We start from the raw sequence: 12,218 nt of genomic DNA, 5'->3' as shown, positions 1-12,218 counted from the left end.
GCCCTCGTTCCTCATAAGAACAGCGTCAGAAGGTCTCCCAGTCGCCGTTCGAACCCGTGCCCGATGCCACCGCGCTCACGGGTGCGCTCGGGGCGGCAGCGGGCCGCGCGGCCGGTTGGGCGGCAGCCGGAGTGCTACGCGGCGCGCGCTTTGCCGGGGCGGCAGACGCACCGCCGGCCGATGCGGGGCGCGCAACCGAGCGTGAGACAGAAGCCGTCCTGGCAACGGAGCGAGCTGTCTGCGCCGGCGGCGCCCCAAGCGCTGCGTCGTCGAGGCTGAACACCGCGACGGCCTCGCGCAGGCGCCCCGCCTGGTCCTCGAGCGATTGCGCTGCGGCCGCCGCCTCCTCGACGAGCGCCGCATTCTGCTGGGTCGCCTCGTCCATCTGCGTCACAGCGCGCGCGACCTGGTCGATGCCGCCCGACTGCTCCTGCGAGGCCGCCGCGATCTCACCCATGATGTCGGTCACGCGCTGCACCGCGGCGATGATCTCGGTCATCGTGTGTCCAGCCTCGTCGACGAGCGCCGAGCCCGCCTGCACGCGCTCCACCGACGTGTCGATGAGCCCCTTGATCTCCTTGGCCGCCGCCGACGAGCGCTGTGCAAGGCTGCGCACCTCGCCCGCCACCACGGCGAAGCCGCGCCCCTCCTCGCCCGCGCGGGCCGCTTCGACTGCCGCGTTGAGCGCAAGAATGTTCGTCTGGAACGCGATGCCCTCAATGATCGTAATGATGTCGGCGATCTTCGCGGAACTGTCATTGATATCGCCCATTGTGCCGACCACCTGATTGACGACCGAACTGCCCTTGTTGGCGATTTCCGAGGCGTTGGCGGCGAGTGCGCTGGCCTGGCGGGCGTTGTCGGCGTTCTGCTTCACGGTGCCCGTGAGCTGTTCCATGCTCGAGGCCGTCTCCTGGAGCGCCGAGGCCTGCTCTTCGGTGCGCGACGAGAGGTCGAGATTACCGGCGGCAATCTCGCGCGTGGCCGTGGCGATTGATTCGGTGCCAGAGCGTACCGAGCGCACCGTTTCGGTGAGGCTGCGCTGCATCTGCGCGACACCGCCCAGCAGTTCGCCCATTTCGTCGTTGCGGCGCACGACCACGGGCCGGCGCAGGTCGCCAGCGGCAATCGCATGGAAGGCGCCGAGCGCCTCGCCGAGTGGCTCGGCAATGGCGCGGCGCAGCGAGAAGAACGAATACGCGGCAGCGCCGATGCCCACCAGGAGCGCCGCAATACACGCGATGCGCAGTTGCGAGAACGCGGCCTGTGCGTCGTCGAAACCCTGCTGCGCCTGCGTCATCTGGAACTTGTCGAGCACGGCGTCGGCCTTCGAGAGCCCGTCGTAGGCTTCCTTGAGCGCCTTGGCGCCAGCCGTGACCTTCGCCTGATCGCCCGACTGGACGGTGACAGAGAACTGGTCCGCAATCTGGTGCAGCGCCTCGCGCCGCGCAGCGACGTCCTGAGCGAGGCGCGCTTCCTCGCTGTCATGCTGCAAGGCCATGTACTTCTTCCAGAAGTCGTCCGATACGCCGCGCAGCATGTGCGCACGTTCGATCGTTGCGGCGGCGTCGGGCGTACCCAGTTCGAAGGCGGCCCGGTCGAGCGCGAGACGCTCGCGCGCCGCATAGATCTCGGCGAGGTTGACCGCGTGCGAACTAGGCATCTGGTCGGTGAAGGTCTCGCGATACGCGTCGTTCGAACGCGTGAGACCGAGCAATCCGACCGCGCTGATCGCGACAATCAACGTCGCCAGAAAGCCCATTGTGATGCCGATGCGCGCCTTGATGCTGATGCCCTTGCCCATGACTCCCCCAACGCTTGTAGTGTGGTCGGGCCCAGCGCCCGACGTAGAGTTGCCGCTCTAACAGGCGTTTACGGCACGGGCTTTCCTGGTCTTGAAATATGTATATGGTATGAAGTATTGGAGAAAAGCATTCATGCGCGGGACGAATGACCAGCGCTTCGGCCGGCCATGTCTGCAAGACGTGCCAATTCGCTCAGCCGGCGAGTTCGGCGAGCGTCGGAATGGAAGGTTGCGCGCCCGCTCGGGTGACAGAAACGGAAGCCGCGTGCAGCGCGAACGCAATGGATTCGAGCGCAGGCGCGCCGGCGGCAAGGCGCGCGGCCAACGCGCCGATGAAGGTGTCGCCTGCCGCCGTCGTATCCACGGCATTCACGCGCGGCGCGGGCAGATGAGCTGGCGCGGCGCCATCCAGCAGCGCGCAGACGCCCTGCGCACCGAGCGTCACCAGCACGTTGCGCGCGCCCGCCTCCCGCAGTGCCAACGCCGCCTGCGCGGCCTCTTCGGGCGTGCTCGCGGGCAAGCCGGTGAGCGTCGCGGCCTCCAGTTCGTTCGGCACGAGGTAGTCGATGAGCGCAAGCCACTGCGCCGGCAGCGGCCCAGTAGCGGGCGCTGGATTGAGGATGGTGACCTTGCCGAGCCGCCGTGCGGCGGCGAGCGCAGCCGCCACGGCGTCCGTGGGCGTCTCGAGCTGGCAAACCACGACGTCAGCCTGCGCGAGCACGGCCTCGTGGCGCGCGATCGTATCGGGCGTGACTTCGCCGTTGCTGCCAGCCACGATGACGATGGCGTTCTGGCTCGCGTCGTCGACGATGATCAGCGCCACGCCAGTCGGCGCGCCCGGCGACGTTTCGAGTGCGCCGCAGTCGATTCCTTCTGCCACCAGGCCCGCGCGCAGTACTTCACCGTTGCTGTCGGCGCCTACCTGGCCGATCATTGCGACCTGGGCGCCCAGGCGCGCCGCGGCCACCGCCTGATTACCGCCCTTGCCGCCCGCCACCTGCGCAAACGCACTACCCGCAAGCGTCTCGCCGGGAGCCGGCAGGCGCGGCGCACGCGCGACGAGATCCATATTCAGGCTGCCGACCACAGCCACGCGAGCGCGCGCGCCGGTCGGCTTTGCTGCGTCAGTCGTCACGATGCCTCCTTGATGGTGGCCTGCGCGTCTCAGGTGCGGCTGCCCCTCAGGCCGCGAGCGGCGCGTATTCCCCCGCGCCGACCAGAGGCCCTGTCGATTCGCGGGCAAAGAGCGTGGGCGGCATCACACGGCGTCGCGCCTGAGCGCCTTCTTCGCGCGTGTTCGCGATGCGCTCGATCAGCGTGAGCGCCGCCATGTCGCCGAGCGCGCGCGCCGGCTGTCCGACGGTCGAGAGCGCGGGCCACGTGAAGTTGCCAAGCTCGATATCGTCGAAGCCGATGATCGAACAGTCGCCCGGCACGCGCAACCCGCGCTCGGCGGCCGCGCGCAAGGCGCCGATGCCCATCATGTCGTTGCCGGCGAAGATCGCGGTCGGCCGCACGCTGTCGAACAGTTGCGCCGCCGCGCGGTAGCCGCCCGCACCGGAAAAGTCGCTTTCGACGATCGCACCCGGCGCGATCTCTACGCCGCGCTCCGACATGGCGCGCAGGAAGCCGTGCATACGCATCGCGCTCACTGCAGTCGTGACCGGCCCGGTGATGCAGCCGATGCGCGAATGCCCGAGTTCGAGCAGATGCCGTGTGGCGAGCCAGGCGCCGCGCTCGTGATCGATCTGCACGAGATCGGCGTCGAGCCCCTCGATGTTGCGGTCGATGACGACGATCGGCTCGCGGGTGTCGGCAAGCGTCGAAGCCAGCACGGCGTCGTCGCCCGCCGAGGCGACGATGAGGCCGTCGATGCGCTTTTCCTGCAGCACGCGCAGATAGCTGCGCTGCTTGGCCGGGTCGTCGTCGGAGTTGCAGAAGAACACGCAGTAGCCCTTGCGCGCGCAGGCGTCCTCGACGCCGCGCGCAAGCTCGGCGAAATACGGATTCGTGCCGTTTGGCACGAGCAGGCCTACGGTCGCCGTGGCGCGCGCCTTGAGCGAGCGCGCCACCGCCGACGGCACGTAGTTCAGGTCGCGAATCGCTCGCTCGACCTTGGCCCGCACATCCGCCGACACCGGGCGCGAATTGTTCACCACATGCGACACCGTCGTGAAAGACACCCCCGCCACGGCGGCCACATCTTTGATCGTCGCCATATTTATGTTGCTCCTGCCTTTTTTACTACCTGTTGCTGCCGGCTCTCTGCGCGCCCGTAGTTGGTATGGTCTGGCGTCGCTTCCCCGGTCATTTCCGCCGGCCCGCGCTGCGTTGCGGACCGCGCCCTCGAATAAATTGTTATGTCCTGCTTTTACGACTTCGCCTGCTGCGGTACGTGTCGAGCACGACCGCCACGACGATCACCGCGCCGGTGATGATGCGCTTGGTGGGCTCGTTCGCACCGATCTGCGCGAGCCCCGCGGCCAGCACCGATATGATCAGCACGCCGAAGAACGTACTGATGACCGAGCCGCGCCCGCCCATCAGGCTCGTGCCGCCAATCACCACGGCCGCGATCACCTGCAGTTCCAGCCCGACACCGGCGTTCGGATCGGCGGCTTCGAGGCGCGAGATCTGAAAGAGCGCCGCGAGCCCCGACAGCGCGCCCATCAGCGCGAACACGATCACCTTGTACGGTCGCGGATCGACGCCCGCCAACCGCACCGCCTCTTCGTTGGTACCGATACCAATCAGATAGCGTCCGAACACCGTGCGCGTAAGCGTCAGTTGCGCGATCACCATCACCGCCACTGCGACCAGGAACGCCGGCGAAATGCCGAATGCGATCGGGTTCGAGAGAAAGTCGAACGCGTCGCCGATATACGCCGTGCGCGAATTCGTCATCTGGTACGCCAACCCGCGCGCCGCCTCGAGCACGCCGAGCGAGACGATGAACGACGGGATGCGCCAGCCCACCGTCACCGCTCCTGTGAGCGTGCCCGTGGCCGCCGCGGCGACGAGACCGAGCAGCGCTGCCGGCAGCGCGCCCCAACCCCACTTGAGCGCCGCCACGCTCACCACTGAGGCACCGAGCGCGAGCACCGAGCCCACCGAGAGATCGATGCCCGCGATGATCAGCACGAAGGTCATGCCCACGGCCATCACCACGAGATCGGGAATCTGGTTCGCGATCGTGCTGAACGTATCGTACGTGAGGAAGTGCGAACTCAGCAGCGAGAACAACACGATCATCGCGATCAACGCGAGCGCGAGGCCCAGGTAGTTCGAGAAGCCAAAGCGCGTACCCACGGGTTTGCCACTCGCTGGCACCCTGTGCGGCGCCGAATCTGGCGCAGCGGGCGGCACGATTTTGGCCGAACTGGTTCGCCCAACGTTTTCGTCACCTTGGGGCGACGGTTGCCCGCGCAACGGATCGTTCGTCATGAAGCGCTCCCTCGTGGGTCGTCGTTTCGTACCTGCGGCTTGCGCGTTGTTACGTGTGGCGGCACCTCACCCATGTCGGGCAGCTCGGCCGCGTCGGCAACGAGTGCATCCTCGGCGCGCAGTCCCGCGAACGCGGCGGCCAGCAGCTTGTCCTGGCTCCATTCATCGCGAGCGTAGATCGCTGTCATCTTCCCCGCCGACATCACGCTGATTCGGTCGCAGATCAGCATCAGTTCGCGCAGGTCGCTCGACACCACCACGAGTGCCCGGCCTTCGCGCGCGAGCGCGCCCATCAGCGCGTAGATGTCGAACTTCGCGCCGACGTCGATCCCGCGCGTGGGCTCGTCGAACAGCACGACGCGCATCGACTGCGTGATGTCGCGCGCAAGCCAGCGGCCGATCACGACCTTCTGCTGATTGCCGCCCGAAAGCTCGCCCACCGGCTGTGCGGGCCCGGACGTGCGGATGCGCAGTGCGTCGATCTGCGTGCGCGCGAGCGTATTTTCGCGCGCCGCATCCACGACGCCGTAGCGCGACACCGCGCCCACGTTGCCAAGCGTCACATTCGCGGCGAGCGGCTGCGGCAACAGCAGCCCTTCGCCCTTGCGGTCCTCGGTGATGAGCGCGATGCCAAGCCGCACCGCGTCTGCGGGCGAGGCGATCTGCACCGGCTGCGGCGCCGCGCCCGGCGTGGGCGCCAGCGCCACCGTGCCGCGCTCCATGCGGTCGGCGCCGTAGATGAGCCGCATCAGCTCCGTCCTGCCTGCGCCGATCAGCCCCGAAACACCGAAGATCTCGCCTGCGCGCACCTCGAACGACACGTCGCGCACGGCCTTCGCACGCGTGAGCCCTTCCACCTTCAAAAGCGGCGCACCGATGCGCCGCTGCCCCAGATCGATGCGCTCGCCAAGCTCGCGCCCCACCATCAGCGCGACGATGCGCTCGGGCGTGAGGTTCGCCATGGCGTCCACGCGCACGAGCTTGCCGTCGCGCAGCACCGCGACGCGCTGCGCAATGCGCTCGAGTTCTTCGAGCCGGTGCGAGATGTAGACGAGCGCCACGCCGCGCGCCTTCAGCCGCGCGATCTGCTCGAACAGCAGTTCGACCTCGCGAGCCGTGAGCATGGCCGTGGGCTCGTCGAGGATCAGCACGCGCATGTCGCTGCGCTTCGGATCTTCGGCACCATCGGCACCCAAAGCACCATCGGTGCTGCCGATCAGGTTGCGCGCGATCTCCACGAGTTGCTGATGCCCGATGCCAAGCTCCCCCACCGGCGTGTCGGGGTCGATCGCGTCGAGCCCGACCTGCGCCATCGCGGCCCGCGCATTTTCGTGCAGCCGCTTGCGATCGATCCAGCCGAACCGCAACGGCCCAGACTGCGGCAGGCGGTCCAGAAAAAGATTCTCCGCGACGCTCAGCGTGGGCAGCAGGTTCAGCTCCTGCATGACCATGCGCACGCCGAGCGCCTCGGCTTCGCGGCGGCTCGCCGGGGCGTAGGTACGGCCCATCAGTGTCATGCTGCCGGCGCTCGGCGCCGTCAGACCGCTCACGATCTTTGAGAGCGTGCTCTTGCCCGCGCCGTTTTCCCCCGTGAGCGCAAGCACTTCGCCGGCGTACAGCGCGAGGCTGACGTCGGCGAGCACCGGCTGCTCGTAGGTCTTCCCGACGCCTGTGACCGTAAGCACGGCAGGCGCAGGTGACGCTACGTCGGGGACATTTGCATCCATCACGATCCTGTAGTCGCGAGCCGCGCCGCCGGGTTCAACCGGTGACAGCGCCACCCGGATACTGCGGGTCCGCGCCGCCGCTGCGCACTCCGGTAGAGCGGCGGCGGACGGCGCGCCGGGCAGCGATTCGCCACCCGGCGGAAGACGGCCGCCCATGCGGCCATCCCGGTACAAATAACGGCTGCGCGGCGGGATTCTTGAGCGTTTATTGAGTTGAGTGAACAAATACCGCCGCGGCGGCGCGGATCTGCGGCCTGGCCGGCCACGGCGGCCGCTCGCCGCTTACTTCGTGACGAGCACCACGGGCGTTTCGACGATGCCCGACAGCTCCGACTGCTTCTTGTGCTCCTTGAGCGCCTTCAAGGCGGTGTCGATGCCGAACACGGCCTGCTTCGCCGCGTACTGGTCGGCGGTGGCGAGCACGCGGCCGTCCTTGAGCATCGGCTTGATGGCGTCGATGTTGTCGTAGCCGACCACGTACACCTTGCCCTGCTTGCCCGCCGCGCGCACGGCCGACACGGCGCCGATCGCCATGTTGTCGTTGCCGCACAGGAGCGCCTTGATGTCAGGGTACTCGTTGAGCATGGCGGCGGCGACGGCATTGCCCTTGTCGATCTCCCACTCGCCCGATTGCGTCGAGACGATCTTCGCGCCCACGGCATCCATCGCGTCCTTGAAGCCCGCGGTGCGCTGCTGCGCGTTGGTCGTGGTGGAAACGCCCTCGACGATGGCAACCGGGTCGCCCGACTTCAGGCGCTTGGCCAGGTAGTCGCCCACGAGGCGCGCGCCCTTGCGGTTGTCCGGACCGACGAACGGCACGTTCAGGTCCTTGGACTTGAGCACGTCGGCGTCGAGCTTGTTGTCGATGTTCACGACGATGATGCCCGCGTCCACGGCCTTCTTCACGACGGGCACGAGCGCCTTGGAGTCGGCGGGCGCGAGCACGATGGCGTCGACCTTCGAGACGATCATCTGCTCGACGATCTGGATTTGCGCGGCGGTGTCGGTCTCGTTCTTGATCCCGTTGGTGATGAGATCGAACTGGGAAGCGTTGTGCTTCTGGTAGTCCTTCGCGCCGGTCTCCATGGTGAGGAAGAACTCGTTGGCGAGCGACTTCATGACGAGCGCGACCTTCGGCTTGTGAGGCGCCTGCGCGCGGGCCGCGAGCGGCAAGGCGCCCGTCACGGCGGTCGTGGCGAGCGCGCTGGCGGCGAGAAGGATGCGGCGGCGAATGCGGGAGTTCATTTTTGGAAGTCTCCGGTTTGTCGGGCCCGGCTGGGCCCTGCTTTCTGGTTATGCGCAAACGTTTTCTGCCGGCCCATTCTCGGCGCAGGCGCTGAGCGATGTCAACTCGGGTGCCCACTCAGGCGCCAACTTCGGATTTCGATGCGGCAGCGCAGCAACCCGAAGCTCGCCCGCCCCGCCTCAAAGCCAGTTGATACGGCGAAACAGGAAAAACAGGAAGATATCGAGCACGAGCATGGCGCCGAGACAGATCTGGTAGCCGAACCTGAAATGCAGCTCCGGAATGTGCTCGAAGTTCATACCATAGATACCCGCAATCATCGTCGGCACGGCGAAGAGCGCGGCGAACGAGCCGAGCCGCTTGGTCACTTCGTTCTCCGCGAGGGAGATCATGCCGAGGTTCACCTGAACGGCCGTGACGATCATTTCGCGGCGCGCGTCGATCATGTTGGACACGCGCACGAGGTGGTCGTACACATCGCGGTAATACGCTTGCATGCCCACGCAGATTTGCGGGATGCGTCCGCCCACGAGCTTGCCGACGGCATCCACGAGCGGTGTGACGTGATGCGCGAGGATCACGAGCCGGCGCTTGAGCGAATAGAGATCCTCGATGATCGCCCGCGAGCCCGCGAGGTCGTGCTTGTCGAAGATGCGGTCCTCCAGTTCCTCGATTTCGCCAGAGAGCGTTTCGAGCACCGGCGCGTAGCGGTCGACCACACTGTCCATGAGCGCGTAGAGCACGAAACCTGAGCCCTCGCGCAGCAATTCGGGCTCGCGCTCGCAACGCGCGCGCACGTCGGTGAAGCCCTGCTGCGCCCGGTGGCGCACCGAGAGCACGAAATTGGGGCCGGCGAATACGTTCACCTGGCCTGTGATGACTTCGCCGTCGTCGTCGAGTTCGAGCGTGTGGAGCACGCAAAAGAGCGTGTCGCCGTATTCCTCGATCTTCGGCCGCTGGTTGCCGTTCATCACGTCTTCGATGGCGAGCGCATGGAGGCCGAACTCCTCCTTCATCGCGGCCATTTCGCCAGCGTCGGGATCCTTGAGCGCGACCCAGACGAAACACTCGGGCTTCGCCAGATAGTCGCTGATGGCCTCGACGGAGACGTCGGCCAGTTTCTTGCCGCCTTGATACGCGACGCAGTTGATTAGCATGTTCCTTTTCTTCCGGGCGGCGGGTCGCGCCCGCGCCGCTTCGAGTTGCACCGGTTGCCAAGTGTAAGGTGTTCCGTTGACCGGCGGCGCCTGGACGAGGTTCCCGAGCGGCTTGCGCCCGTCTGGCCGCGCCGGACTGGCGCCTGAGAGCACTGCCCGTGCCCGCCGTGCAACGGTGGCGGCGAATTGGCGACCGGTTTGCGGCCTACTGGGCCACGCGGCGGATGCCGATGCGGTCATTCTTGTCGAATGTGACGCTCGCGCGGTTGGTGTAGCGCGGATCCACGAGGAAGCGCAGCTCGATCACGGGATCGAACTGCGTCGTCACGCCGATGCGATGCACGCCCGGCTTGAGGTAGAACGTGACGTGCTCGCCGTCCATGAGGTCGGTGACGGGTTCGCCGTCGATGTAGACGGGCGCGTCGCGGAATTTCACGATGACGTTGCGGGTGCGCTCGCGGCGCACGTCCACGGCCACGAGGCCCGCACCGGGCTCGGTGTAGCCCGGCTTCAGGATGCGCTCGGCCGGCACGGCCTTGAATGGCATGGGCGCCGGCTGTTCCTCAGCGCAGCCGCCGAGTGCGAACGCGGTGACCACCGCGACGGCGGCGGCGATGCTCGCAATCGACCTGCGCGACGGCATCAGCGGCATGGGCGCTTTCCCCTTGTTTTATCCGGCCTGGCTTGCGGTTCGCGCCCATCATATACGTATGGGCGCCAGATCGATCATCGATGTTATATGCTTCGAAGAATGCGCGGCGGCGCTCGCAACCTGCACAAAGAGGAGGCAACGGCCATGTGGTACTTCTCGTGGATCCTCGGCATCGGCGTTGCGCTCGGCTTTGGCATCATCAACGTGATGTGGCTCGACGCGAACGGCAAATTCCTGAACGGACACGGCCCCGAAGAGGCCGGGCCGGAAAACGCCCCGCCGGCCGACGCCGGCACACCACGCGGCGAGGTACGCCGCCCGTGACGAGACTGGTGTTCTTTTGCGGCCACGCCGGAGCCGGCAAGACATCGCTTGCCAAACGGCTATTCGCCCGGCTCGCCCGCGAGACTGGCGAGCCCTTCTGCCTGCTGGACAAGGACACGCTCTACGGCAGCTACAGCGCAGCCGCGATGGGCGCGCTCACGCACGACCCGAACGATCGCGACAGCCCGCTCTTCCTGCTGCATTTGCGCGACCCCGAGTACCGGGGGCTCATCGACACCGCCCGCGAAAACATCGAGCTTGGCGTGAGTGCGCTCGTGGTCGGCCCGCTGTCGCGCGAGGTGCGCGAGCGCAAGCTGTTCGACCGTGCCTGGCTTGGCGTCGGTCCTGATGTGGGGCTCACTGTGGTGTGGGTGCATACGAGCGAGGAAACGGCGCACGCGCGCATCGTCGCGCGCGCCCATCCCATCGACGCCTACAAGCTCGCTCACTGGGACGAATACCGGCAGCGGCGTTTCATGCCGTCGGGCGCGCAACTCGACGGCCTTCTCCTCTTCGACAACACCGCGCCCGCCGCGGCCGACTACGACGCGCTGCTACAGCGCATCGTGTCGGCAACGGCATCGGCCTGAGACTTCAGGCCGCCACCTTCGCGCGGCTGTCGAGCGTCGCGCCTTCGTACACCTGACCGAAGCGGTTCGCGAGGAACTGCTGAAGCGACACCTGCTCCTGGCGCACGAACCCGGCTTGCGGCAGACGCTTCTCGCGGAACAAATCGAGCACCGCGCACATGGCGCCGGCCGTGGTGATCTGGATCGCGCTCATGGGCACGCCGCACACCGTCTTCGCGAAGATCTTGCGCGTGAACACTTCCTGTACGAGCTTGCCGTCGCGCATGCCGGTCACGGTCATGAAGATGAGCACGACATCCTGCTCCGTGGCGGGCACCGAGCGTCGCATGATGGACTTGAGCGTGTCGCGGTCGCTGGACAGGCGCAGGTCTTCGAGCAGGAACTGCATGAGCGCGCGATGACCCGGATAGCGCACCGACTTGTAGTCTAGCGACTCGACTTTGCCCGAGAGCGTCTCGCAGAGCGTGCCCAAACCGCCGGAGGTATTGAAGGCCTCGTATTCCACGCCGTCGAGCGAGAAGTGCTCGAGGCCTTCGAGCGGCTGCACCCACTGCGTGCGGCTTTCACGGATCGCTTCGCACGGCTGGCAGTACTCGTTGATGAGACCGTCCACGCTCCACGTCAGGTTGTACTTGAGCGCGTTGGTGGGGAACTGCGGCAGCGCGCCCACGCGCATCTTGACGTCGCGGATCTCGGTGAAGCGGCTCGCGAGCGCATGCGCCGCAATGCCGATGAAGCCGGGCGCGAGACCACATTGCGGCATGAACACATGCTCGGCGCCCTCGGCCAGCGCGCGGATCGCGTGGGTCGCGCGCACGTCCTCGGTCAGGTCGAAGTAATGGACGCCCGCGCCCTTCGCCGCCGATGCGACGTTCACCGCCAGGTAATACGGCAGCGCGTTGATGAGCACGTCGTAGCCTTCGAGCGCGCCGCGCAGCGCGGCAGCGTCACCGGAATCGACGCGTGCGGTGGGGATGCCCTGCGCCGCGAGCGGTTCGAGAACCTTTGCATCGCGGTCGAAGGCAGCCACTTCGTAGTCGCCGCTCTCGCGCAGCATGTGGGCAATGGTGTGGCCGATCAGGCCGGCGCCTGCAATCGCAACTTTCATGTGTCATCTCCTTTGGTTTTCTATGCTTGGGGATGGGCAGCGCCCGCTCAAACACAGTCTAGGGAGAGACAAAAACGGTTCATAGATGCAAAACGATGCGTTTCGACCGTGATTTTCGTCATTATGACGATGCGTTTCGTCGAAATGACGAAAACATTCAATTTCG

Annotated in this window: 11 protein-coding genes; 2 read left to right on the top strand and 9 right to left on the bottom strand. The window is 66.6% G+C overall.

All coding sequences use genetic code 11. The annotated features are described in order from the left end of the window. Positions 1-25: 25 nt before the first annotated feature. From L0U83_RS06795 to L0U83_RS06760, 8 genes are all read right to left on the bottom strand, one after another. Entirely contained in the window at positions 26-1,804 is a 1,779-nt protein-coding gene (locus L0U83_RS06795) for a methyl-accepting chemotaxis protein (protein ID WP_233881506.1), read from the bottom strand. A gap of 193 nt (positions 1,805-1,997) precedes the next feature. Beyond that, the gene (rbsK, locus tag L0U83_RS06790) at positions 1,998-2,939 is read right to left on the bottom strand and encodes a ribokinase (RefSeq protein WP_308445025.1); all 942 of its coding nucleotides are present in this window, start codon (positions 2,937-2,939) and stop codon (positions 1,998-2,000) included. Positions 2,940-2,985: 46 nt separating this feature from the next. Further along, positions 2,986-4,023, bottom strand: coding sequence for a LacI family DNA-binding transcriptional regulator (locus L0U83_RS06785; RefSeq protein WP_233881505.1), 1,038 nt, complete (start codon positions 4,021-4,023; stop codon positions 2,986-2,988). Between the two features lie 139 nt (positions 4,024-4,162). Continuing rightward, on the bottom strand, positions 4,163-5,248 hold the full coding sequence (locus L0U83_RS06780) for an ABC transporter permease (RefSeq protein ID WP_233881504.1): 1,086 nt from the start codon (positions 5,246-5,248) through the stop codon (positions 4,163-4,165). Further along, positions 5,245-6,975: a sugar ABC transporter ATP-binding protein gene (locus L0U83_RS06775; protein ID WP_233883764.1), complete on the bottom strand. Its 1,731-nt coding sequence runs from the start codon at positions 6,973-6,975 to the stop codon at positions 5,245-5,247. Before L0U83_RS06775 ends, L0U83_RS06780 begins: the two co-directional genes overlap by 4 nt. A gap of 282 nt (positions 6,976-7,257) precedes the next feature. Beyond that, complete coding sequence (locus tag L0U83_RS06770) at positions 7,258-8,220, bottom strand: sugar ABC transporter substrate-binding protein (protein WP_233881503.1); 963 nt, start codon at positions 8,218-8,220, stop codon at positions 7,258-7,260. Between the two features lie 180 nt (positions 8,221-8,400). Continuing rightward, positions 8,401-9,378 (bottom strand): magnesium/cobalt transporter CorA, encoded by a 978-nt coding sequence (corA, locus tag L0U83_RS06765; protein ID WP_233881502.1) that lies wholly within the window; start codon positions 9,376-9,378, stop codon positions 8,401-8,403. A gap of 205 nt (positions 9,379-9,583) precedes the next feature. Beyond that, positions 9,584-10,030, bottom strand: a complete 447-nt coding sequence (locus tag L0U83_RS06760; protein ID WP_233881501.1) for a hypothetical protein — start codon at positions 10,028-10,030, stop codon at positions 9,584-9,586. 144 nt (positions 10,031-10,174) lie between these two features. Here L0U83_RS06760 and cydX point away from each other — a divergent pair, with 144 nt between their 5' ends. Next, positions 10,175-10,354, top strand: a complete 180-nt coding sequence (gene cydX / locus L0U83_RS06755; RefSeq protein ID WP_233883763.1) for a cytochrome bd-I oxidase subunit CydX — start codon at positions 10,175-10,177, stop codon at positions 10,352-10,354. Continuing rightward, positions 10,351-10,944 (top strand): P-loop nucleotide/nucleoside kinase family protein, encoded by a 594-nt coding sequence (locus L0U83_RS06750; RefSeq protein WP_233881500.1) that lies wholly within the window; start codon positions 10,351-10,353, stop codon positions 10,942-10,944. Before cydX ends, L0U83_RS06750 begins: the two co-directional genes overlap by 4 nt. Positions 10,945-10,948: 4 nt before the next feature. On the opposite strand, the gene L0U83_RS06745 is transcribed toward L0U83_RS06750, so the two are convergent. Beyond that, positions 10,949-12,052 (bottom strand): saccharopine dehydrogenase family protein, encoded by a 1,104-nt coding sequence (locus tag L0U83_RS06745; protein ID WP_233881499.1) that lies wholly within the window; start codon positions 12,050-12,052, stop codon positions 10,949-10,951. Between the last annotated feature and the right edge of the window lie 166 nt (positions 12,053-12,218).

The sequence above is a fragment of the Paraburkholderia flagellata genome (assembly GCF_021390645.1).
In the GTDB taxonomy this organism is placed as follows: Bacteria; Pseudomonadota; Gammaproteobacteria; order Burkholderiales; family Burkholderiaceae; genus Paraburkholderia; species Paraburkholderia flagellata.
Note: the sequence above shows the minus strand (reverse complement) of the source record. Positions and strands in the feature narration are given on the sequence as shown.

Bases quoted from the DNA above. Each gene is read 5' to 3' on its own strand.
- L0U83_RS06770 (WP_233881503.1), bottom strand. From the start codon at position 8,220: ATGAACTCCCGCATTCGCCGCCGCATCCTTCTCGCCGCCAGCGCGCTC.
- corA (WP_233881502.1), bottom strand. From the start codon at position 9,378: ATGCTAATCAACTGCGTCGCGTATCAAGGCGGCAAGAAACTGGCCGAC.
- L0U83_RS06775 (WP_233883764.1), bottom strand. From the start codon at position 6,975: ATGGATGCAAATGTCCCCGACGTAGCGTCACCTGCGCCTGCCGTGCTT.
- L0U83_RS06795 (WP_233881506.1), bottom strand. From the start codon at position 1,804: ATGGGCAAGGGCATCAGCATCAAGGCGCGCATCGGCATCACAATGGGC.
- L0U83_RS06760 (WP_233881501.1), bottom strand. From the start codon at position 10,030: ATGCCGCTGATGCCGTCGCGCAGGTCGATTGCGAGCATCGCCGCCGCC.
- L0U83_RS06745 (WP_233881499.1), bottom strand. From the start codon at position 12,052: ATGAAAGTTGCGATTGCAGGCGCCGGCCTGATCGGCCACACCATTGCC.
- L0U83_RS06785 (WP_233881505.1), bottom strand. From the start codon at position 4,023: ATGGCGACGATCAAAGATGTGGCCGCCGTGGCGGGGGTGTCTTTCACG.
- L0U83_RS06780 (WP_233881504.1), bottom strand. From the start codon at position 5,248: ATGACGAACGATCCGTTGCGCGGGCAACCGTCGCCCCAAGGTGACGAA.
- cydX (WP_233883763.1), top strand. From the start codon at position 10,175: ATGTGGTACTTCTCGTGGATCCTCGGCATCGGCGTTGCGCTCGGCTTT.